This is a genomic window from Paraburkholderia sp. BR14320 (assembly GCF_040948665.1).
Taxonomy (GTDB): Bacteria; Pseudomonadota; Gammaproteobacteria; order Burkholderiales; family Burkholderiaceae; genus Paraburkholderia; species Paraburkholderia youngii.
In genome coordinates this window covers 1-21,944 of sequence record NZ_JBFPKG010000070.1, presented here as the reverse complement: position 1 = coordinate 21,944, position 21,944 = coordinate 1, and the positions used below count along the sequence as shown (strand labels likewise).

Genomic DNA, 21,944 nt, shown 5'->3' with positions numbered 1-21,944 from the left:
GATGGCAAAGAAAAATTTCTCAGCTGCGTTGAGTGCTGGCGTGCAGCGCGACCAGGCGCTGCGTGACAAAAGCATTACGTCTCGGTTTGAGCGCGTCGAGGCTGCGCTCGACGGTAGAACGACACTTCTCGAAAAGCCCGTCGATGGGCACGCTGTAGCACCCGACCACACAGGCATTTATGTGGAAACGTTGGAACGGGAAGGCAGGATTAAAGCGGCCTACGCATCTTGGCCCATCGACAAGATTGACGACAATCCGTTGAACAGTCGGACGATCTATCAGGAAGAAAAAATCTCCGCGCGCGCAGTATCGATGGCTAAGGATGGTCAGCTCGTCCCGGCCTTGGCAGCGAGGCATCCAAGCGACCCGGAACGTGCGATCCTGATCGATGGTCACTACCGAAAACAGGGTGCCCTTCGAAATCGAGCCACAACGTTAGAACTCAAGCTGTTAGATGGACTGGAGCCGATCGACTTCTATCGGCTCGCCCGTGCCGCGAATAACGAACGCGAACAAGAGACGGTTCTCGACGTTGCTCTAGGCTACAAAAAACTGCTCGACGAAGGATATGCAAAGACGAACGACGAGCTCGCTCACCTTGTTGAAGAGGGTAAGTCCAAGGTCAGCAAAACGTTGACCATCCTCGAGTTGCCGACTTCGGCTCAGGACTTCATTTCGCTTTACCCTGAGCAGTTTGGCATCAACATTTCTTACGAGCTCGCCCTTTACTTTAAAGCGACCGATGAAACAAAGACGCGAGACTTCGCGCAGAGAATTGTGGATGAAGGTTTGTCCTTCCAAAAAGTGAAGGCAATCCGCGAGGCACTAGCCCAAGCGCGCGCACCGAGAAAAACTTTTTCCCGTCAATACAAGGTCTCTGATTCCAACGGCGCATCCATCGGGACGATCAAAGAATGGGGCAACGGGAACATCCAGGTCAGCCTTGCTTTGGACGATCCTCATCGAGCAGAAGCATATATCGACGTTCTCAAGAAGCTGCTTGAAGACGATGGGCATAAGGCTCATTAAGCCGGTGGTGCAATGGCAGGAAGAGCGCTGCAGCCGGCGCTTCTTCCTGCACCGACATCCAAGGACTGATGGACGCGAAACTCGAAAAGTGACATATTCCGGGCCGACGTGCTTACTCGCACAGTTTACGAATAGTGAAATCGCGCCGTTAGCCCGGAAAATGTCACTTTTCGGCCAGCTTTTCATCCTGCACCTTTTGAAAGCTTGACAAGACAAAGCAGCTTTCACCGCACGGGGCGGAATACGTCACACTTCGACCCGCACCTCAACGCCGACCGGTCGGAATACGTCACGGTTTTGGAACCGGGTGGATCTCTTCTCTCGTAGGCCGAATCCTCGTTCGTTCTGAGGCGCGCGCTCGTCTGATCGGCGTTTTTGACCACAACGAAGAGCGTGAGGTCGGAATGCGTCACTGTTCGCAGCGAAAGGGGCCCGGAAAATGTCACCTTTCGAGTGAAGCCCTCGAACTCCGCGGATGTGATCGTTTATTCGTTGGTCGCGTTAGTCTGTCGAATCCACCTTGCCTTGCTAGCCCGAATCCGCCTGCAGCTGGGACAGCCGACAGTCGGGAGTCGGTCGACTGCTAGCACATTGCCCCATTTGGCCGAAAGCAGCCCGGAAAACGTCACCTTTCCAGTCCATCGAGCAAAAAAAGAAGGTCGGAATGCGTCACCTTTTGCGTCCGACGGTGCTTCACCTACGAGGTGTCCGTCGCGATGCACTCGAAGATACTCTTGCGGCCGCTAGACGGTGAATGCTCGGTCAGTAGAACTCCACGCCAGTAGCACGAACGCGAAGACACGAGGGCGCATTAGAGTCCAGTGACATCTTCCGACCTAGGTCGACGACCTTGAACAAACGTTAAAGGTGACGTATTCCGACCTCTAGCGCCGCCTTAGTGGTCTGCCGTACGGGTAATGGCAGGATTATTTCTCTCAAGGCCTTTTTTGTAATACAAATAGTAAACCAGTTCGTAAACCTGTTTGTAAAACCTTTTGTAAACGCTGCCTGCATGACTCTAGTTGCTTGATTTGCAATACTTTTATGCGCTGGATTATTCGGTCGGGGTGACGTTATCCGACCCAATGGTGACGTCTACCGACCCCCGAGTGACAGATTCCGACCCTAAGTGGACTTATTGCGGGCCAGAGTTGACACAATCCGACCGTTATCCACAACGGTGACTTGATTAGTGGCGATGTCACCTTATAATTGTGACGTCCATGCCGAGGAGTCACTTTTGTGCCCCGACGAAAAAAGCAAACCGACGTGCAACCGCAGGTAGAAATTGTAGAAGTCGAGCCCGTAACAATCGATGGTTCGGATGAAGCTGCAACCGACGGCGACGGTCGTATCAAGGGCACCGTGGCCATGAGCCGGGCGCTGGTAAATGCCCAACAGGGCCTCTCGCTGAACGAGAAGCGCGTGATGATGGCCGCGCTTCGTTGCGTTGACAGCAAGAAGTCGCCATTTTTGCACGGCCGATCTAGCGGGTATGTCTCTGTTCGTGTCCGAGCTGATGAGTTTGCTGCTTTGGCAGCGCTGGCTCCGCGAACCGGGGAGAAGCAGGCGACTGCCGCGTACGAAGGTCTACGGGATGGATGTGCGAGTCTCCAAAAGAGAACGCTGACATACATGGATGGCCCAAAGAAGGTTTCGTTAAACTGGGTTTGGAAAGCTGTGTACCACGAAGGCGAGGGCTGGGCAGAGATTTCTTTCTCTCCAGATCTAACTCCGCACATCTTCATGCTGCAACGGCGTTTCGTGTCGTACCAGCTTGAGTTCGCACGCGGACTTCAATCCCTCTATTCTTGGCGCCTCCTGGAACTGCTCATGCGCGAGCGGGATCGCGGTCGCTTGTTGATTACGCTAGAAGATTTTCGTAACGTCCTAGAGATACCGGACACCTATCGATTTGCGGATATCAAGCGGCGTGTGATTGAGATGGCTGTGAACGAGCTGAACTCGAAGGCGGATCTCGTTATCAGCTGGAAACCAGTTAAGCTCGGTCGGGCTGTAAATTCTCTCGATTTCCAGTTCATTCAACACCCGCAGAGCCGCCTCGATCTAGGCGATGCGGCCTAAGGCTCGTCGGTCATCCAATCGCCACTATCAAGGAAGTCGATCGGCGCAGCGAAATCGCTTGGCGGCTCCCCGCCGTGAACGACGGAGCTTGGCGCGCTCTCGGCCAAGAGACGCGCAAGCGTCTTTTGAAATCGCTCAATTCTTGCAAACGGGAAAAGCGAGTGGCCAACGGCAGCTGAGTGGGACCGATGTGACGGGTCGCATCCTGTCCTGGGGAGAAGAGCGGTTCCCGGATCGCAACAGGCCCGGGCGCTTTTACAAGTCATTCGCCATGCACATCGACACGACGACAGGGGAGCGAACGCTTCAGGGTGAAGGCCTGAAGGACGCAATCGCGGAATGTCACTGCGTCGTCGGTGATGTTGTTTCAGTGCGGCGCCTGCGCAAGACCAAGGTCCCGGCATTTCGTAGCGATGGCAGTCCGGTCATGGTCGAAGGCAAACAGGTCATGTGGGACAAGTGGCTATGGTCAATTACTAAATAGAGGAATCAAGAATGGCATCAGTCAATAAGGTAATTCTCGTCGGCAACCTCGGCGCAGACCCTGAAGTTCGCTATCTTCCAAGCGGCGACGCTGTGGCAAACATCCGTCTTGCGACGACCGATCGCTATAAGGACAAGGCCTCAGGCGAGATGAAGGAAGCGACCGAGTGGCACCGAGTCTCGTTCTTCGGCCGGCTCGCCGAAATCGTGTCCGAGTATCTGAAGAAGGGCTCGTCGGTGTACCTCGAAGGGCGCATCCGCACGCGCAAGTGGCAGGCGCAGGACGGCACCGATCGTTATTCGACCGAGATCGTCGCGGAACAGATGCAGATGCTCGGCGGCCGCAGTAGTGGCGACAACGCTGGTGACTTCGAACAGCGTGGTGGCTCGCGCACCGGCCGGCCCGCGCCGGCCTCGCGTTCCAGTGATGCGCGAGCGCCGGACAATATTGGCACCCGTGCGCAACCTCCGCAGCCGTCTCATGGCGGTGGCGGTGCTCCGCGCGGCGGTGGCTTCGATGAAATGGACGACGACATACCCTTTTGAGGTCTCGTAACCGAAAACTGTAAAGATCAACCCCGCCTTTTGGTGGGGTTTTTCTTTTTGTATCTGGGATTCCGAGCTTTCCCTGACCCGCAACATTTGCCGGAGAGGTACCGCGGCTGCCGGCGATTCTTTGTTCGTAACTATTACCGTCAAGGTCGGGCGCCGACGGCCCGGACGGGTGGCCTTCGCCGGGGGCTGCCACGAAAAAGTCGTAAACATTGCCTACGTTGAATCGGAAGCATCAGGGAGAAGCCGATGCATACCCCATTTCACGTGGTCACGGTCCTGCATCCGGGCGGCGAACGTCTGCCGATCCTGCTGGACGCCGAGAGGCAACCGATACCCTGGGTCAACGCGTATCTGATCGGACGGCTGCGCCCCCGGCTGTCGGTCAGCAGCCTCGTCAAGACGCTGTACGTTCTGGGCTATCTGTGGGCATGGGCGTCGACGGAAGCATTTCCCCTTGAGGCGCGACTCGTATCCGGCGAAGGGCTCACGCAGGACGAAATCGTCAGCCAGCTCTACCCATGGCTACGGCGCAACTTCCGGGTGGCGGGGAAGGTCCGCAAGCTGGTTGTCTCACTTGGCACCGTGACATTCCGGCTGAACGTCGTTTCGCAATGTGTCGTGTGGCACCTCGAGTGCGCGATGTCGGCGATGCCCGTGGGCAGCCCGAAAATCCGTGACATACGGGCACGGCTGACGCTCATCGAGCGCAGCTTTGCGACTGCGGCGCGAGCCCGCCTGCCATCCGCCGTGCACGCGGCGCCGCTGTCCGACGACCGGCTGCAGCGGCTATTGCAGATCTGCCATCCCGACTCTGGCGACAATCCTTGGAAAAAGCCGTATCGCCAGCGCAACTACCTGATCGTGTTGATGATGGCAACACTCGGCGTGCGGCGGGGTGAACTGCTCAAGCTCCGGGTTTCGGACTGCCACCTGGCCCGCACCATTCCCGAAATCCGCGTCGAGCGCTCGCCTGACGATCCCGCTGATCCACGGATCAACGAGCCGCACGTCAAAACCGAGTCGAGACATCTGCCGTGCGATGCCTGGCTGGCCAGATACCTCAACGAGTACATCTGTAGAACGCGCCGAGCGGTTCCCGGAGCCAGTAGGAGTCCATTCCTGTTTCTGAGCCGGGGTGGGCAGCCGATGAGCCTCGCGCGCGTGAACGGTCTGCTTGATCAGGTTGCCGCCGTTCATCCTGAGTTCGACGACCTGCACCCGCACTGCCTGCGCAGCACGTGCGCGATCAACTTCCGGGCAGCTGGGCTGCGCAACGGCCTGGATGAAGAGCGTATCGACAAGGACATGATGTACTTCTTCGGCTGGCGCTCGGCCGACTCGGTGAGGCCGTATATCGACGCTGCGATCCGGCGGGAATCATGCGAGATCAGCCTGAGCTACCAGGCTTCGCTCTTCGGCAGTTCAATCGTCGGGAGCGACGTGTGACGAACGGTGAGGTGAACCGGGCCATGGCCGCGCACCTGCGGCGGTACGGACTGCCTACGTTGCCAGATTACATCGTGGACCGCGATGGACGGCGGATGGATCTCAACGGCCTCGTATGGAAGTTCAATGTCGTCACCGCACACGTTGCAGTCGACTGGTCCAGCCTCGCCGACTGCAACGTGATCGTGAGCTATGTGCTGCGGCGATGGGCGGTACAGCTTCTTACACAACAGTCCGGTGGGACCGTCGCGGGTGCTATTAAGACAACGGCGGCAGCGCTGAGTGGGCGGCCCGTCTGTGACGATATGTCGACCGGCGAACTGCAGGTGCTGTGGCAGCATCTCTCGGTAATCGATGATCCGTTGCGGCTGCGTGCAGCCCTGCGCGCCTCGGTGGAGAAGGCAATTCAGGTCCTTCGTGTACGGAAAGCGATGGACGATTTTTACGTCCTGCGCAGCTGGTATATCTGGTCATCAGAAATGCTGGACTGCCTTGGTTTCGACGTGGAGTTCGCTCTGGAACTCGATGAAATCCGGATCCCAACGCGGCCATCGCGCATTGCCGTGGAACTGGACGACGAGGAGTGCGGCCCGGGAGGTGACGCTGCTCCGTCGCGCGCTGCTCGACGACAGATCTATGGAGCGAGGCGACGTGATGCAGCGCACGGCCGTCGCGCTCAGTCTTGCGTATGGCCGCAATCCGGCCAACTTCTGCCTGCTGCGCGAGACGGATTTGAGGAACGCTCTCGACGGATTCGACGTGCCTGCCCACTGGGTGCTGGCCATTCCGAGAATCAAGAAGCCGGGCGTTGGCGTGCGACAGGTGTTCGTCGAGGAGCCTGTCAGCGGTGAGTTGGTAGACCTCTTGAGGGAATTGATTGAGGTCAACAAGACAGTCGACTGCGGCAACCGTCCCAGGCCGCTCTTCATGCGATGCGATGTCGACGAATGGCATGAGGGGACGGATACGGGCGAATACGCGTACCACATCACTGCCCAGTCGTTCACTCGACTGGTACAGCAGTTCTCAAAGCGCATGGATCTCGTATCGCCTCGCACCGCGCGTCCCCTTCGCATCAGCTCGCGCCGGTTGCGTTACACGTTCGCGACGACGATGGTCGAACTTGGCGTATCGAGAAGGGTTCTGGCTGCAATGCTCGACCATTCGGATACACAACACGTCCAGGTCTATTACTCGCTGAAGGGGAAGCGGCTGACCACCATCCTTGACCGTGCCGCCGCGCTGAAGATCGGGCCGCTGATGAGGCTGTTCCGTGGGACGGTGGTGCCGTCAGCGTCATATGCCGTGAACGGATCTGATCCCAAGAAAAGCATCCGGTTTGTTGGAGATGTGTCGGCTGTACCGCCGGTTGAAATTGGCGCCTGCGGACAGGAGCGCCTCTGCGCCCTTGATCCGCCGTTCTCTTGCTACCTCTGCCCTAAATTCCAGCCTTATGCGGAAGCAGACCATCAAGCCGTTCTGAACGAACTGCTCGCCAGCCGCGAGGACCGTCAAACGAAGTACGGTTCGCGCCTGTCGATCCAGCTCGATGATGTCATCTATGCCGTTGCGCAGGTCGTCCGGGAGGTTGAAGACTATGTCCGCCGACTTCGCAAGAAGACGTAAATCGATGGCCGCGCCCACCTGCTCGGTCGGCGTGCTGTCGGCTAACTGGATCGTCAACCGTGCGGCGCTTGTATCCAGAGCCAAGGCTGCAGTTCCGTTTGCGGGCGTGGCTTGGGACAGTTCGACCTGGGACGTGTCAGAGACCTACCGGCACCGCACCCGCGCGTACAAGGCAGACCGGCCTGCACAGCGGTTGCTGTTCACACAACATAGCACCATGCCTCGCATATATGGTGCGCCGCTGTGCGGCCCGTTTGGTGATGTCGTGAAGTCGCTCGTGTGTCTGCGGCATCGTCAACGGGGCCAGTCGGCGGGCAGCCACATGGTGTTCGTTCGGGCCACACGCTACGTATTCGATGCGCTTGCGGATCGTGATCACGACATCGGGGAACTGACGGCGGACCACCTGGACGCCGCTGCTGCGGTGCTGTTCGAACGTGAGTGTGAGTCATCCGCATACAAGGTCGTCGGCCATATGGAAGAGTTTGCGGACGCACTGGATCGTAATGGTCTGTGTCGCCTGCGACTTGACTGGCGCTGCCGGCGTAAATCCCGTCCGCGATCGATGACGCCTGACCGTATCGACGCTGCGGCTCGGGAGGCCAGGCCAGCGAGCCGTCTGCCAGATGAGGACGCCGTCCGGGCGATCGGTTACCTGTACCAGCGGATTCCGCGCGGCGCATCGCCGCATGATCCGGTCAGTGCCGATCGCATCATGATCCTGATCACAACCGTGATGGTGTGTACCGGCTTGCGTATCGGCGAAATGCTAACCCTGCCCGAGAAGCCACTCTTGCTGGCCGAGGACGGCTGCAAGATTCTGCGCTATGCGCGCTTGAAGGGACGGGCCGACGATGTGGCCGTCGAGTGGGAAAGCAAGCCATTGCTGACGGAAACGGAGGAGGTCGTCGAGGAGGCGCTGACTGAGCTGCGCGAAACAACACGGGGAGCGCGGCAGGTCGCCCGCGCCTTCCATGAATCGGGTGAGCTGCTCACAGCCATACCGTTGCCGGTGGAAATTGTTGGCCCCTCGTTGCACGCGATACTGGGATTGCGCAGCAATGCGGTTGCGCAGTTCCTGAAAGCGCGGAGCATTGCGTACAAGATTGTTGGCGGGAAGATACGCGTCTCTCGCGGCGCGCTGCTGATAGGAATCAGGGCCGATCACTGGATGTCGCCCACGATACCGGGCGCGCCCGGCCGCGGCCTCGCACTCCACGAAGCGCTCTGCGTTGCGTATACGAACCAGATGCATCGCGGCACCCGGACGACGCTGACCTATGCGGCGCGTCCGATCACGGACCAGCAGGTGCGCGACTTCCTGACCGGGCGTGGTGTCATCAGCTCGGTCTTCGAGCGCTACGCGATCGTCGACAGTAAGGGTGGCCACATAAACGTCCGCTCGCATGGATTCCGCCACTTCCTGAATCACTTGCTCGATGAGGGTGGTGCGCCGGATCTCGTCCAGACCAAGTGGTTCGGGCGCAAGCACGCGGCCGACACCAAGGCCTATCAGCACATGACGCCCGGCCAAAAAGCCATGCAGGTAGTGACGGACATCATGAGCGGTCGCATCAGCGGTGCCGTGACGGAGATAGCGACGGTATTGCCAGTCGAGCGCGCGCACACGTTTCTGTCAGCACGCATCCATGCCGTCCATGATGTCGGGCCGGGGATGTGCATCCACGACTTCCAGATGGCGCCATGTCCGCGTCATCTGCAGTGCTCGGCCAATTGCGACGAATATATCTGGCTGAGGCACGACGCGCCGCGATCAGACGAACTCAAGAGACAGGCAGCCGTCGTCTACGTGAGCCTGCAGAATGTCCAGATGCGGATCGACGGACAGGCGCTGGTCGAACCGGACTGGATGAGGCACCTGCGTAGCCGGTACGGGCAGCTGATGGCGCAACTGGCGACCTTGGACTTCGATGAAGCTGACCTTGTGCGCTATATCGACGAAGGGGGCTGCAATGCCGAAAGCGATCCGGGCTAACTCGAAGATCAGCGAGCGCAAGGCCGCGGGGATCGTCGCTGAACTTGATCGCTGGCGGGACGGTGAACTCGGCATAAAGCTCACATGGGAGCGGATCGAAGCGTTCTCCGGGTTCACACGCCAGGCACTCAGTCGCCACCCTGACATCTTGCGCGCCTACCAGCAAGCGAAGCATGCACTCGCGGCTCCGGATCGACGTTCCCGGTCGCGGTCCCGTAGTGACGAGCTCACGTATCTTGATCAGACCGTCGAGAGTCTACGTATGCAGATTCGACATTATGAAACATTGGAGCAGCAGTGGCTGCAGCGTTGGCAGCGCATTGCGTACCATTGTTCCCGAAAAGGCATGAGTATTGAGGAATTGGATCGTCCGCTGGATGACCTCAACCGGAAAGGTACGTAGAGGCGAAAGCAGGGTCGATTGCGCGAGGATTCACCGAATTGGCGGTTGGGCACACGCTTTACACTGAATCGTGACTCGCGCTCCAGGCGCATCGACCGATTGCCCAGCAGGCACGGGCACGTCCAGCGCCAATCTTTACGAATCAGTCCGCCCAACGTCGCGACGGTCGGCCCGTTCTGCGTCGCGTGGCAATGTTTACGCAATTACGGGACAGAACCGTTCTTTGGTTTTCACACGCGTTCAGCGTGGTCGATCATCTGATCCCGGAAAGGCTCACCGTTCCTCCAGTTCTTCTCCCGTAACACCTCACCTTCGCAACGACACGCCTTCGGGCGTGTCGTGCGACGGATCTTCTGCAACGGCCGTTCGCGCCTGTCTTCTATTGCAATCCAGCCAGCACGTCTGCTGAAAAAAGCCGCCCGCCAGTGCGCGGACCGCTTTTTTGAGCACGCGTTCTTACGCCTGTCTCAGGCACCGACCTAACCCACTTCCGCAAAGGAGAGTGACTATGAGTTTGAATGGAAGGGAACTCACGCCCGAGCAGTACACGTGGCTACAGCGCAAGCTGAAGGAGTTCACGCGCTCCCCGGAGCAATGGATCTCGCTCCTCGTGAGCTATGGCGTGCCTGCTGACCGTCTGACCGGCAAGGCATGTGCGTGTCCCGTTTGCGGCGGCGACGATCGCTTCACCTACGACAACAGGCGTGGGCGAGGCGACTGGGTATGCCGCCATTGCAACAACGGCGATGTGATGGCGGGCGACGGCCTTCAGCTGATCACACGTGTCAACCGGATGGGGCTGTACCGGCTGATGCGCGAGATCGACGGTGGCTCTGCGCCGCGGGCAATCCGTGTCGCTGGCGCTGCTGAAGCACCCAAGCCGATGCGCAAGGCGAGCCCGGAGTTTGTTGCCAGGCGTTTGAGCTCGATGTGGGATGCTGCAAAACCCCTATCGGCGGGTGATCTGGTGATGCGTTATCTGGCCGCACGCGTGCCAGGCTTGCATGTTGCACCGTCGCCGGCGCTGCGACTCGGCATGCTCGAGTATCGGCACGAGAAGAAGGTGATCGGCAACTGGCCGGGCATCATCGCGCGGTTCGAATTGCCGGATGGACGTCTGGGTACACTGCACCGGACTTTTCTGGAACGATCGACGCCCGCAAAGGCGCAGATCGTGTCGGCCGAGGGCGAAATCCTCGACCCGAAACTCAACGACATGACGCTCAATCCGCTTGCGGGCGGAGCAGTGCGTCTGATGGAGCCAGTCAATGGTGAAATCGGGGTCGCCGAGGGGCTCGAAACGGCCTGTGCCGCGCACATGCTGTTCGGTGTGCCGACGTGGTACTGCCTCAACATCGGGCTGATGCGTCAGTTCGTTGTGCCGGAAGGTCTGGGTATCCGCGTCGTGCACATCTTCGTTGACTTCGACGCGGTCGATCCAAAGACCGGCAAGTCCGTCGGCGTAGCAGGGGGCGTCGAGCTTGCGAAGCGTCTGAGAGCCGAAGGGTTCACGGTCATCGTTCACCGGCCGCGTGTGCGCGGAACCGACTTCGCTGACGAGTGGGTTGCACGGTGCGCGAATGCGGTGCCGTCGATGGAGAACTGTCGCGGCGGTGCGAAGGCTGCTCAAGTCGCAAAAGCATTGCAGTAAGCGCGGCTTTCGCCACACCTCTTTTATCTTGCCCGGTGGGGATATTCCCCACCGGGGAATATCTCGTCGGGCTATTTTTCTGGAGAAGAAAATGCGCTCGTTTCAGGTTCTCGTGGGTGGGTTCGCGATCGTTGCGACGAACGGTGTCGAAGGCGGCCGTCAGCCGGTCATCAAGTCCGAAGCAGTGGCCTTTGATGTGATTGACCGGAAGGCAACGGGCAATACCCAATACGCCAGCCGTGACCAGAGTTTTGATGAAGCGTGGGACTTTTGCGCCCGCCGTCTACTTGTTACCGCGGCTCCGCGGCCGCACTGAGCGGTATAGAGAAACGGCTCCCCCAAGGTTATTGGGGGAGCCGTTTTTTTTCGTCTGCGCGTTTCGCCAATTTCAGGATTTGAGCACCGCCAGGCATATCACCACAACGACGGCGAAGACCTTCCACAGCCGCCAGATTTCGCTGGACCACAGGGCACCCGCACAACCCGCCAGCAAGATGGGCACAGTCAATTGTTCGTTGACGTGCATGCTGGCGAGCTTCGCGCCGAAGATCCAGATCACGACCGAAGCGACGAAGATGATCGCGCGGCGGGCGAAGAACGGCAGCGCCATAAACTTCCTGTAGAACGGGACCATCCGGTCGATGAGTTCCATTTTTAACCTTCCTTGTTCCTGTTCGCGTACCAGGCGAGCACATCGTAGCTGTACCAGCCTGCGATGCCGGTGGCCGCGGCCGTCGCAAAAAACACCCACGTACGCAGCTCACCGAGCGGCAGGCCGCCGCGGACGATTTCGATCAGTTCCAGCATACAACCTCCAGTGAACGTTGCACCGGTGCGAGGCGCGGCGCGCGATGAACACACCGATGCGATAACCCATCTTCGCATCACCACAGAGAAGTCAAGTCGCCACGCTCAGATGAATGAACCGAACGCATCGGCTATTTCATTGACGTCGTAACTCCTGGCCGGGTCGCCGTCGTTGGAAACAGCGGGACTCCGTTCGACGCTGGCAGTAGCTTCTGGCACAACGCGTGGGGCCTCTTCCGGTTGACGCAACTGAGCGGCTGCCGGTTGCGTTCCCGACGATAACGGAGAGTCACCTGCAAACGAAGCCGCTGCGTTCGTGCCTGCTGATCCTTGCCCGCGTAGGGCGGACTCGGCAAGCGAACGAAGCAGAGCGGCCCGCTCCCTGTATGACGATGCCTGGCTCAGTCGCGCATGGAGAAGCGGCGTGCTCACCGCGTCGATGACCAGCTTCATGTCGAACTTCTCGCTCATGCTTTAGCAGTAGCACGCTCGCGCGTGAGGCCATACTCGATCTGGTCGATGACGATGGTCACGACCTTGCGTGACGCGAGCACGCTGTCGCCGTAGCCGGACAGTGCACGGCTCGCCGCAAGCGGGGCGAGCGACGGAAACATACCGGTGGCGATGCTGCCGCTGGCTGCGCGATGTGCATACTTGGTGTTGCCGTAGCCGACGTCGACTGCGAAGACGGAAGTTTTCAAGATGACTCCGTTCGATTTTGAGGGATCGCGATGAAGTGACAGAAAACTGACAGATAAGTATCAGTTTGGGCCGCCACATCTCACGTGAACCGGCGAACTATCAGATAACTGACACTTTTCTGTCAGTTCTGCATGATTTCGAGTCTATCGAGCGTCCAGCGAAGTCAAGTCAGCAAAGCCAACCGGTTCTGCCCAGCTTTCGGGCGGTGCGTGTGTTCAATTCGCCTCTATCCTTGGGTCACCTACCGCGTCGATGACGCATCGAACCAGAGTGCAAGGCACTCGCACGTCCATATCCCCAGGCCCGCAACGGGCCAGAAACAGCAAATGACCGGGCCGCACAATGAAGCGGCCTTTTTATGAAGTAAACCAAGTCCACGATGGTCCACCATGAGGACCCCCGGACACTGCGATATCCATACGATTGGCGGCGGTTTGCCGCGATGTGACGCAATGAGGACATGTGGAGAGACCGGACACCGGACACTTTTCGCATGCTCATCTGCGTTTGCACACGCCCTTTCAGCAATAGCTGGGTGCGTTCACGAAGCCCGATACACCGCGGCCGAGATGAACGTGCTTGGGGGCGGGGGAACTCCTGCGGACCGGAAAAGACCGGAACACCGCGATTCCCTGACGGAAGAGGACACGGCGCGCGCGGCCGTACACAAACGCGTATCAGGTTTTGCCCGGCCCATAGCGAGGGGGCGTCACCGCGAAGCGGCGAACGAACCCGACGCGCAAAGCGTCACGCTGGCAGGGTAGCCACGAAGCTGCATCGAGGCGGGATTTACCCGCGCAGCGCGACGGCAGGGATGCCTCGCGAATACGTCGGTGGTGTCTTGCGCGAAGCGCGATGCACGCCGGCAGGCAGCAGGTTGGACAGTCGGACTGCATGCTCTTCCCATGCATCTGGCTGATCGGATGGAATCGCTAAAGGAACGGAAGGCAGGACCCTCGCGCCGGGGAAACGGCGAAGCCGCATAGGCGGCGAAGAAAAGACAAGCCCGCTGGTTCGGGTCACGGCATCAGGTAGGGATGCTGCGAACCAGCGGGCGCCGGGCAACGATACTGCGGCGAGCTCGCCGCGCGGAGCGTCAACGATGGCTGCCATTCTCAACGTGCGCGCAGTGGTGAACAAATACCGATTCGCTCCCGAGTTCAGGGATGCGCTGCTCGCTCTATTCGATACGCACGTCGCGCAGATCCACAGCACGACCCGGATCAGTCACAAGGCGCTGTCGATCAAGACGCAGGAACGTCGGGCGACGGCGCTGTGCAAGTCGTTCAGGGAGCTGCGGAAACACGGCTATGCGTTACAGACGCCATGGTCTCTCAAGCACAAGCACGTCGAATGTCTTGTCAAACACTGGGTCGCGGATGGCCAGAGCGGGGGGACGATCGAGAACAAGCTGACGTACCTGCGGGCGATCGCACAATGGATGGGCAAGCCGAAACTGGTGCGAACGCTGGCCGACTATGTTGACCGCCGTGAGCATGGTCTAGTGCGTAGCTATGTCGCGACAGAGGACAAGTCATGGGAGGCACACGGCATTGACGCCGCAGCGAAGATCGAAGAGATCGCCGGAACCTGCCCCTATACGGCGGTGCAACTGAAGCTGCAGGCGGCGTTCGGTGTGCGCGTTCAGGAGAGTTTCATGTTGCGACCGCTTGAGGCCGTCCGCAATCCACAGATGCTCGCCGTAGTACGCGGCACCAAGGGCGGTCGTCCGCGCGAGGTGCCGCTCGAAGCGAAGATTGCGATTCTTGAAGAAGCGGCGAGCCTGAGCAACGGCGTGACGGGCTCGACTGTGCCGGCTGACCGGACGCTGACGCAATGGCGTGACTGGTATTACTACGTGCTGGAAAAGCACGGCGTGACGAAGTCGGGTCTGGGTATCACCAGTCACGGCCTGCGCCACGGATACCTGCAATCGCTCTATGAGCGGACAGCAGGAACACCCGCGCCGATCAAGCGGGCCGGTGAGCGTCCGGACCCGCAGGTGCACCAGGAAGCAATGCGCCGGGTCGTTCAGGCGGCAGGTCATAGCCGCGTGACCAAGGCGAATGCTTACCTGTCGACGTTTGCGAAACAGGAGCGGCTACAAAGGAAGTTGCCGACGGTCGAGGAGGTTCGCGAGGCGCTCAGGATTGCCGAAGGCAACAAGAGCCATGCCGCCACGGCCCTTGGTATCTCGCGTCAGGCGCTCTATCGGATATTCGGGGCGGCAGCGGGGGAAGGAACCGTAAATTGAGACGCCATATCCCTGATTCCGCTCAGTCGGCGTGCCGCAGAATGGAATCTCTCTCAGGTTCTGGCGGCGGCCGTCAGACCGTTCAAGCCGGCTTTCACAGCCGGCTTCTTTTTTTACATTTCCGCCGTTCGGCAGTTGTCATACGCCAGCATGGAAACGCCGGCACTCCTGACTCCTATACTGCTTGGGGGCAGTTCCCCGCCAACAGGAGTGCGATCATGATTCTTGTCGACTCAGGTGGAATTCAAGAGGTACAGCTGGCGAAGCTGCTGTTCGAGGACGGGCAGCATTATCGGTACTTCAATACCTCCGAGCAGATAATCGCCTATCTCAAGACGAAACCCGACCAGAAATTCCAGCTCTCTGATGTAGAAACGGGCAGGGTCCTGTACGACAGGGGAGATCCGAATCGGTCACTTTACGGATACGACGCGGGTGACGTGTTCTGCGGAGAGGTCCGGTACGACTCCAACACGGGAAAGGTCACGACTATCACTCCAGGTGATCGGACGTGGCTAGGCTAATCACGTAGACTCGATCCACGAGTGCGTGCAGGGGCCCCCGACGACGCGGATGCCCCAGCACGGCGGTCTGATGACGTTTGCTCTCAGTTACCAACGATCGCGGTCAGGCATTGCGTCGACAGCCAACGCAATTCGATCTTCAAACAGACACTGGTCATGCTCGCTGGGCGACGGGATCTTCGGAAACTGTACGTAGCGTTCGCCGTCGATATCGACCCACTTGGCCAGTTGCACGAGCTTGCGATAGCGTGCGGCGTCTTTCAGGACTGGATCGATCGGCCAGCTGTCGATCGTTGACACTGTAGCGTCGACGAGCCTCTGGGCGAGCATGGCGAATAGCGGGCCGCGCGTTTCCCAGTCTTCATTGTTGCGCGCGAGCATGTCGATGACCATCTGTGAATCACACGCCCCGAGCTCTTTCTCGATCAGGTCACGCAGGTCGCCCTCGGTGATTTTCGGGCGACTCAGCCGGCGGTTCCAGATATGAGCACATCGGGTCATTGCAGATTTCTCGTCCTTGCCTACGGGCAGCCACGGCGTTGACATGCCGCAGTCCGAGCAGTAGATGCAGACCAGTTTTTCGGTTTGGGGAGCAAATGCGGGGCGGGGCATGACGTCGCCGATGACAGGCGGGCCGGCGTGACGGCCATATTTGCCGTAGTCAAAAGGAGACGAACCGGTTTCCGCGACGACCCGTTGGGAAAACCCAAGGGTGCCGCGGCCGCCGCAGTGGTCGCAGGGATAGAGCTGTTCGTACATTGTCCGGGTCTTCGCCGTGCATTTATTGGGAGATATTGGCAGGCATTATCGTTGGACATTGGACGCGAGAAAAGCCGATTTACAACCGGAAAAGCGCCGCTTTATGTATGAAGAATAGTTTCAGGAAAATCGTCATGAACGCGGCCGTCCAGTTCGCGACCGGCGGCTTTCTTGCCGACGCGGTCCATCGGCTGTCTGGAGGGGTTTGAGCCGGGCGCCCATTCGCCCCATTGCTTGAAGAAGAACGGCACCTCTGCGGAAGCGCATTGGTCGCGCAGCGAGCGTGCCCAATCGGGATGCATTGGCCGGGCGCCGTGTCCGCTTTCGCCGCCGACAATCATCCAGTCGAGCGCCTCGAGGGCGTTGGTGTGGTCGCGCCAGTCACTGCCCGCGAACATGCCTTCGAAGCTCACCGGGCCCAGCAGCGGCTCCATGGAGAGGAAGCGCACCCGCGCTGGCACCGCAAGCAGCTTCGGGATGTCGCGATCGGCCTCGGCCTGATTGACGACCGTTGCGCCGAGCCAGACGTTGTCGCGGCCCGCGAGCCAATCGCGCGATCGCGCGCGAGCGACCATGTCGGACACATTGCCAATGCGCTTCGTGAGCAACAGCCAGTTCAGGTTCGGCGTGCGCTCGATCAGCTCGAACAGATCGCGGCGCCATAGCGGATCGACCTCGTTGTCGAAAACGTCGGCGAGCGATGCGCAGAACACGCGTTGGCGGCGACCGTGCGTCGCAAAGAACTCATCATGCTGCGCATTCCACAGCAGCGGCTTGCGCCAGTTCGCGGCGGAGGTGCGGCGACGTGGCGCGCCCGGGCCCCAGTTGATGGGCGTGCCGCCGGCGAAGCGCGCGTTGCGCGTTTCCGCATAACAGTGATCGCAACCGGGGCCGACCTTCTGGCAGCCCTCCCACGAATTGAAGGTGTGGTCGGTCCATTCGATCTTGCTGTTCTCGCTCATGCCGGCTCCCGCTCAGACAGTTTCGACATCGTGAGACTGTACCGCCAGCGTGCCGCACTGGCGGGCGCGCTTTTCGATCGCGTCCAGCCACGGAAGAAACGCCGCGTCGGCGAGATCGGACGGCGCGCAGATCGGGACGATCAGATGGCCGATCTGATCGCCCGTCGAATTGATCGCGTCGATCGTCTTCGCGTCTGGCACGACCCAGAAATACCAGCGCTGCACGAAGTACCACCAGGTTTTCGCGCGCTCGAGTTCGGCCCATGTCGCGCTGAAATCGAGGACGGAACCGACTGCACTGAAAAACACGCAGCGCACGCCACTCGACGTGGTCGCGGCGACGACTATCTGGCGGCCCGAGGAGAGTGATTGTGGATCGTGGCAGGCGCAGCCCAACGCGGGATAGCGGCCCAGCCAGTCAAGCGAGCGCGAGATTGCGCGTTCAAGAAAAAAGCTTTTGCCTAGCATCGAGGACTCCGGTGGTTATAGCCCGATCGGGAACCGGGCGTGCATTTCCATCTTGCCGAACCCGGATGGAAGTCAAGTCACCCCGGCACGCGAGAAGATTGGCCAGGCTAGCGGACCCGCAGTCGTTGTCCGTCGACCCATGCCTTGCGCAGCGCCGCCCTGACACTGTCTGACTCGTTCGGAAAATTGCGCTGCACCCATTCACCGCTCAGAACGCGCTCTTCGTCTGTCCAGTCGTCCTCACCCTCTCGCGTCTCCTCGAATGACGCGAGCGCGTTATCGACCCGCTGCAAGGTCGCGTTCAGGCGCTCCTGCAACACTGAAAGCCACTGGCGCACAGAATCGGGGCGACCGGTGAGCACGAACGGCGACGCCGCATAGCGCGTCAGATTGAGGATGTCCTGAACTACCTGGGATATCTGTTGCACGGGTACTCCTGTTCAGTGGGTCAGAGCGCCTGGAAGTCCAGCGCTTTTAATAGGAGGAACGGAATTCGACGCCCTGGTCCCAGCGGCTTTGCCAATGCTCGAGATAGCCCCGGGCGACGGCCGGGCAGTCCCAGAGCACGAGCGCGTTTTCGCTATTGCGAGACGCCGCAGCCTGGCTGTAGTTGAAGGAACCGGTCTGTACCGTCACGCCATCAACGATCACCACCTTGTCGTGGTGGATCGGGTAGACGCTAACGGTGCGCACGGGAATGCTCGCGTTCACGAGCAGGTTCATAGCCGCATGGGCCTTGCCGGAACGGTCCTCGCTGAGGTTGTTCTTGCCGTCGACAACGACGGCGACTTCGACGCCACGGCGCTTCGCCTGGAGCAGGTGACGCACGACATCGGGCGAAGTGAACGAGTACGCCGACACCCGGATCGAACGCTGGGCGCTGTCAATCGCGCGGTCGACCAGTGCGGCCGCGCTGCCTTCGGGCGAGAAGCCGACCTCGGGCTGGCACGCGCCACTGCCAGCTGAAGCGTGGGCCGCGGTTGCCATTACTGCGGCCACCGCCGCGCTCATGATTGCCTTCGTGAACTGCATGGTCGGATTCCTGTGTGTGTTGTTGGATATTCACGCGCCGGGGCCGGTTGCCGCGGCGGCCACTTGTTTCCAGGTTACCGGGCCTCTGGCCAAGTCAAGTCGCGCGCGCGTCGCGAAGGGGCGGAAGCTGCACCTGCGCGAGCGGCTCCCGATCAACATCCCATTCGACTGCCGGAATGCCGCGCGCGAGCCGAAGCGCCCGCTTTTCTTGGTTCTGTTGCAGTAAGGCCCACGTTAAAATTGGGTAGCGAATTTTTGAGCTGTGCGATGAAGAAGACGAAGACACCGCGAACCACACTCGCGCCGGGCCTGGCCAAGGTCCTGAAGCGCCTTCACTACCCGCTTGAAGTGATTTTGCTGTGCGTGCGATGGTACGTGGCCTATTCGCTGAGTTTGCGCAATCTTGCGGAAATGATGGACGAGCGTGGTATCGCGGTGGATCATTCGACGGTGTACCGCTGGGTCATCAAGCTGCTGCCGCTCTTCGAAAGGAGCTTGCGCAAGCACAAGCGTCCGGTTGGGAAAAGCTGGCGAATGGACGAGAGCTATATCAAGATCAAAGGCGAGTGGAAATATCTTTACCGGGCAGTGGACAAGGCGGGCGACACGGTCGACTTCCTGCTCAGGGCCAGGCGGGACAAGCTCGCTGCCCGGCGGTTCTTTGAAAAGGCGATCGCCCATAATGGTACGCCAGAGACCGTGACCATCGACAAAAGCGGCTCCAATCTGGCCGCACTGGATGCGGTGAATGCCGATCGCGAGACGCCGATCAAGGTCCGTCAGATCAAGTACCTGAACAACATTGTCGAACAGGACCATCGGGCTATCAAACGCCGGACCCGGCCGATGCTGGGATTCAAGAACTTCCACCGTGCGAGGGTCATTCTCGGCGGCATCGAGGTAATGCACATGATCAGGAAAGGACAGATGAAATGTGCGGGCAAAGACCCGTCGTCTGCTTCCCAGCAGTTTTACTCCCTTGTGTCATAAGCAATACTTATCATATCGACATTTCTCGTCCCGACACCCTTACTGCAACAGAACCTCGGAGATCTGCTGTTCGTCGCGGCTGGCTTTCTCTGGACCGCGTACACTTTTATGCTTAAGCGTTGGAATGCGGATCCTATTTCGTCAGTGGCCGCGGTGAATGTGATATCTGGCTTCGCGTATCTTCCGGTGTATCTGATCACAGGGCACGGACAACTTCCTCATGTCAGTCTGGGTTGGTTTGCCGGGACACGGCACTACAGGGTATTGTTGCCGCGCTATTGACGGTGTACGCATATGCCAAGTCGGTTCGCATCTTGGGGGCGTCGCGTGCGGCGGTACTGCCGGCCATGGTACCCCCTGTCGCGCTGATCATCGGCGCGGTTACGATTCACGATATTCCAACTTCTCTTCAGGTCGCTGCTGTCGCCATCGCAATGATTGGGTTTACGGGAGCAGTGGGCGCCTGGCCCGCCATTCGGATGAACAGGAGACAGACGACTCCTCCTCGCGATCCCCTGCTGGCACACGCATCCATTACGGCTACACAAGGTCGCGCTCAATACCCGCTCGGTAGCCGTTGATGCCAAACATATGTGCAAGCACCAAAGCGCTCAGTCTTCCGGCCAATACGGCGCGATGTGAGCGCATTCACTGCGCGTTCAATTCAGCCACGGCTTTCAACCGTCGTCGAGACCTCTCGAGAATGCTGATAGCACGGCTTCAAGACGGCACTTCATGGCGTTAAGCGAAGCAACTTTTTTGACCTGCGATCGAATGAAAAATTTTCCGGTGTTCATCGATCGTGTCTGTGGGTCGCTCTGGACCCGCGAGCAGTTCCTCGAATTTGTTGAATAGCAGGGGAGAAATCTTATCCCACAGCGATGCGACCACGAATGCGTAGGCCGCGTTGCCACCAGCTCTCGCGAGCTCAACATAGAAGTTCGGGCCGCTATCCCGATAGTGTGGATCGCGCACTGATTCCGGCCCCGCCTACATCTCGATAGCCTGACGCAGCCGATTCAGATTTGCATCAGTGCAGTTTATCGCAGCCAATTCTGATGTTTTGAGTTCGATATAGAGCCGAGCCTCCATCAACTGGATCGGGCTGTCACGGATCGGCGTAATCGAGCCGGGGATGATCGGCGTAATGAGGCCACCTGGAATGGCCCCGAAACGCGATTTCGAAGGGACTCAAGAATGCGTTTTTTTGCCTGATTTTGCAACCGCGTTTTCGCCGTTTTCGGGCATCGGTTTCGGCTTGCGGAAGCTCTCACCCTCAATGACGACGCGGTAGGCGCCGTGCCGTAGCCGATCGAGCGTGGCAGCACCGAGGATGCGGTTGTCGGGGAACGCGTCTCCCCATTCGCTGAAGTCGAGATTTGACGTCAGGATCGTCGCCGCGCGCTCATACCTGGCGGCTATCAGGTCATGGAAGTCTTCGTCGTGGGGCGCACGAAGAGGTTTGAGTGCGAAGTCATCAACGATCAGCACCGGCACGCGCACAAACTGCTGGAGCTTGCGTTCATAGAGTTCGGTCGCCCTTGCTGCATGCAGCTTCTTGAGCAATCCGGTTTGCGTAATGAACAGGACATCACGGCCCTGACGCGCGGCGCAGTGGCCCAACGCCTGCGCGAGATGCGACTTGCCAACGCCGGTTTGGCCGACCATCAGCACGCAGACCTTCTCGTCAATGTAGCGGCCGGTGGCGAGATCATGGATGTGAGCGCGGTTGAGTTTGGGCACGCGGTCGAAGTCGAAGTTCTCGAGCGTCTTGCCCAGGGCGAAGCCAGCACGGGCGAGCCGCACGCCGAGCTTCTTCTGCTCTCGCCGTGCGACCTCGTCGTGCAACAGCATGGAGAGGAAATCCGTGTAGGCAAGTTGCCCGTCGATGGCCTGACGGTTGCGTTGCTCGAGCGAGTCGAGGATGCCCGAGAGGCGCAACTGCTTGAGGATCGTGTTCAGTTCTGGACATGGATTCATGGACGTTCAATGGATCAGAAGGGAATGGAGGTCACGGCCGAAGCGGCCGCCGTTCAGGTAGGTGTCGGCAGACGTCGGCGCTGGTGCTGCAGTGGGCTGGCTGTCCAGACCCTTGTCGAGGATCGTCTTGACGGTGCGGTACCTGGGGCTGGCAAACACGAGCGCACGCTCGCACGCAGCCTCCAGCCGTT

23 protein-coding genes and 3 pseudogenes are annotated in these 21,944 nt (G+C 59.6%); 14 read left to right on the top strand and 12 right to left on the bottom strand.

Annotated elements, in window-relative coordinates; translation table 11 throughout:
- Position 1: 1 nt before the first annotated feature.
- The 10 genes and pseudogenes from AB3X89_RS35730 (at position 2) to AB3X89_RS35685 (ending at position 11,591) form a co-directional block, all read left to right on the top strand.
- Positions 2 to 1,030 carry a ParB/RepB/Spo0J family partition protein gene (locus tag AB3X89_RS35730; RefSeq protein ID WP_368587429.1) on the top strand — a complete coding sequence of 343 codons (1,029 nt, stop codon included), beginning with the start codon at positions 2 to 4 and terminating at the stop codon, positions 1,028 to 1,030.
- A 1,269-nt stretch (positions 1,031 to 2,299) separates the two neighbouring features.
- Positions 2,300 to 3,115, top strand: coding sequence for a replication initiation protein (locus AB3X89_RS35725; protein ID WP_368587428.1), 816 nt, complete (start codon positions 2,300 to 2,302; stop codon positions 3,113 to 3,115).
- A gap of 190 nt (positions 3,116 to 3,305) precedes the next feature.
- Positions 3,306 to 3,599: pseudogene (locus tag AB3X89_RS35720) on the top strand (hypothetical protein); the annotation flags it as partial.
- A gap of 11 nt (positions 3,600 to 3,610) precedes the next feature.
- Positions 3,611 to 4,144, top strand: coding sequence for a single-stranded DNA-binding protein (locus AB3X89_RS35715; protein ID WP_368587427.1), 534 nt, complete (start codon positions 3,611 to 3,613; stop codon positions 4,142 to 4,144).
- 255 nt (positions 4,145 to 4,399) lie between these two features.
- Positions 4,400 to 5,599: a tyrosine-type recombinase/integrase gene (locus AB3X89_RS35710; protein WP_368587426.1), complete on the top strand. Its 1,200-nt coding sequence runs from the start codon at positions 4,400 to 4,402 to the stop codon at positions 5,597 to 5,599.
- A gap of 525 nt (positions 5,600 to 6,124) precedes the next feature.
- Complete coding sequence (locus tag AB3X89_RS35705) at positions 6,125 to 7,225, top strand: tyrosine-type recombinase/integrase (protein WP_368587425.1); 1,101 nt, start codon at positions 6,125 to 6,127, stop codon at positions 7,223 to 7,225.
- Positions 7,197 to 9,221, top strand: coding sequence for an integrase (locus AB3X89_RS35700; RefSeq protein WP_368587424.1), 2,025 nt, complete (start codon positions 7,197 to 7,199; stop codon positions 9,219 to 9,221). The genes AB3X89_RS35705 and AB3X89_RS35700 overlap by 29 nt, the downstream gene beginning before the upstream one ends.
- Complete coding sequence (locus AB3X89_RS35695; protein WP_368587423.1) at positions 9,199 to 9,624, top strand: hypothetical protein; 426 nt, start codon at positions 9,199 to 9,201, stop codon at positions 9,622 to 9,624. Before AB3X89_RS35700 ends, AB3X89_RS35695 begins: the two co-directional genes overlap by 23 nt.
- Positions 9,625 to 10,132: 508 nt before the next feature.
- Positions 10,133 to 11,275: a primase-helicase zinc-binding domain-containing protein gene (locus AB3X89_RS35690; RefSeq protein WP_368587422.1), complete on the top strand. Its 1,143-nt coding sequence runs from the start codon at positions 10,133 to 10,135 to the stop codon at positions 11,273 to 11,275.
- Between the two features lie 91 nt (positions 11,276 to 11,366).
- Positions 11,367 to 11,591 (top strand): hypothetical protein, encoded by a 225-nt coding sequence (locus tag AB3X89_RS35685; RefSeq protein ID WP_368587421.1) that lies wholly within the window; start codon positions 11,367 to 11,369, stop codon positions 11,589 to 11,591.
- 72 nt (positions 11,592 to 11,663) lie between these two features.
- On the opposite strand, the gene AB3X89_RS35680 is transcribed toward AB3X89_RS35685, so the two are convergent.
- The 4 genes and pseudogenes from AB3X89_RS35680 to AB3X89_RS35665 form a co-directional block, all read right to left on the bottom strand.
- Entirely contained in the window at positions 11,664 to 11,927 is a 264-nt protein-coding gene (locus AB3X89_RS35680) for a hypothetical protein (protein ID WP_018432875.1), read from the bottom strand.
- 2 nt (positions 11,928 to 11,929) lie between these two features.
- Positions 11,930 to 12,082 carry a hypothetical protein gene (locus AB3X89_RS35675; protein WP_368587420.1) on the bottom strand — a complete coding sequence of 51 codons (153 nt, stop codon included), beginning with the start codon at positions 12,080 to 12,082 and terminating at the stop codon, positions 11,930 to 11,932.
- Between the two features lie 105 nt (positions 12,083 to 12,187).
- The gene (locus AB3X89_RS35670; RefSeq protein ID WP_176382589.1) at positions 12,188 to 12,553 is read right to left on the bottom strand and encodes a hypothetical protein; all 366 of its coding nucleotides are present in this window, start codon (positions 12,551 to 12,553) and stop codon (positions 12,188 to 12,190) included.
- A gap of 32 nt (positions 12,554 to 12,585) precedes the next feature.
- Positions 12,586 to 12,783 (bottom strand): annotated as a pseudogene (locus AB3X89_RS35665) (plasmid segregation protein ParM); the annotation flags it as partial.
- 1,103 nt (positions 12,784 to 13,886) lie between these two features.
- On the opposite strand from AB3X89_RS35665, the gene AB3X89_RS35660 reads away from it, so the two are divergent.
- Both AB3X89_RS35660 and AB3X89_RS35655 read left to right on the top strand, forming a co-directional pair.
- Entirely contained in the window at positions 13,887 to 15,038 is a 1,152-nt protein-coding gene (locus AB3X89_RS35660; RefSeq protein ID WP_368587419.1) for a phage integrase N-terminal domain-containing protein, read from the top strand.
- A 218-nt stretch (positions 15,039 to 15,256) separates the two neighbouring features.
- Positions 15,257 to 15,562, top strand: coding sequence for a hypothetical protein (locus tag AB3X89_RS35655; RefSeq protein WP_368587418.1), 306 nt, complete (start codon positions 15,257 to 15,259; stop codon positions 15,560 to 15,562).
- An 87-nt stretch (positions 15,563 to 15,649) separates the two neighbouring features.
- Here AB3X89_RS35655 and AB3X89_RS35650 read toward each other — a convergent pair whose 3' ends face one another.
- From AB3X89_RS35650 to AB3X89_RS35630, 5 genes are all read right to left on the bottom strand, one after another.
- A complete protein-coding gene (locus AB3X89_RS35650) occupies positions 15,650 to 16,321 on the bottom strand; it encodes a Lar family restriction alleviation protein (RefSeq protein ID WP_368587417.1) in 672 nt (223 codons plus the stop codon).
- 101 nt (positions 16,322 to 16,422) lie between these two features.
- Positions 16,423 to 17,283: a phage Gp37/Gp68 family protein gene (locus AB3X89_RS35645; protein WP_368587416.1), complete on the bottom strand. Its 861-nt coding sequence runs from the start codon at positions 17,281 to 17,283 to the stop codon at positions 16,423 to 16,425.
- Positions 17,284 to 17,295: 12 nt separating this feature from the next.
- Positions 17,296 to 17,751, bottom strand: a complete 456-nt coding sequence (locus AB3X89_RS35640) for a hypothetical protein (RefSeq protein ID WP_368587415.1) — start codon at positions 17,749 to 17,751, stop codon at positions 17,296 to 17,298.
- Positions 17,752 to 17,858: 107 nt separating this feature from the next.
- Entirely contained in the window at positions 17,859 to 18,179 is a 321-nt protein-coding gene (locus tag AB3X89_RS35635) for a hypothetical protein (RefSeq protein ID WP_368587414.1), read from the bottom strand.
- A 46-nt stretch (positions 18,180 to 18,225) separates the two neighbouring features.
- The gene (locus tag AB3X89_RS35630; RefSeq protein WP_184251854.1) at positions 18,226 to 18,783 is read right to left on the bottom strand and encodes a phospholipase D family protein; all 558 of its coding nucleotides are present in this window, start codon (positions 18,781 to 18,783) and stop codon (positions 18,226 to 18,228) included.
- Here AB3X89_RS35630 and AB3X89_RS35625 point away from each other — a divergent pair.
- The gene (locus AB3X89_RS35625) at positions 18,782 to 19,009 is read left to right on the top strand and encodes a hypothetical protein (protein WP_368587413.1); all 228 of its coding nucleotides are present in this window, start codon (positions 18,782 to 18,784) and stop codon (positions 19,007 to 19,009) included. The two genes, AB3X89_RS35630 and AB3X89_RS35625, sit on opposite strands and share 2 nt — an antisense overlap.
- Before the next feature lie 41 nt (positions 19,010 to 19,050).
- Entirely contained in the window at positions 19,051 to 19,773 is a 723-nt protein-coding gene (locus AB3X89_RS35620) for an IS6 family transposase (protein ID WP_368587412.1), read from the top strand.
- A 741-nt stretch (positions 19,774 to 20,514) separates the two neighbouring features.
- Here the strand turns inward: AB3X89_RS35620 and AB3X89_RS35615 are convergent.
- From AB3X89_RS35615 to AB3X89_RS35605, 3 genes and pseudogenes are all read right to left on the bottom strand, one after another.
- Positions 20,515 to 20,748, bottom strand: coding sequence for an FCD domain-containing protein (locus AB3X89_RS35615; protein WP_368587411.1), 234 nt, complete (start codon positions 20,746 to 20,748; stop codon positions 20,515 to 20,517).
- A gap of 216 nt (positions 20,749 to 20,964) precedes the next feature.
- Positions 20,965 to 21,753: an IS21-like element helper ATPase IstB gene (gene istB / locus AB3X89_RS35610; RefSeq protein ID WP_368587410.1), complete on the bottom strand. Its 789-nt coding sequence runs from the start codon at positions 21,751 to 21,753 to the stop codon at positions 20,965 to 20,967.
- 6 nt (positions 21,754 to 21,759) lie between these two features.
- Positions 21,760 to 21,944, bottom strand: a pseudogene (locus tag AB3X89_RS35605) (IS21 family transposase); the annotation flags it as partial.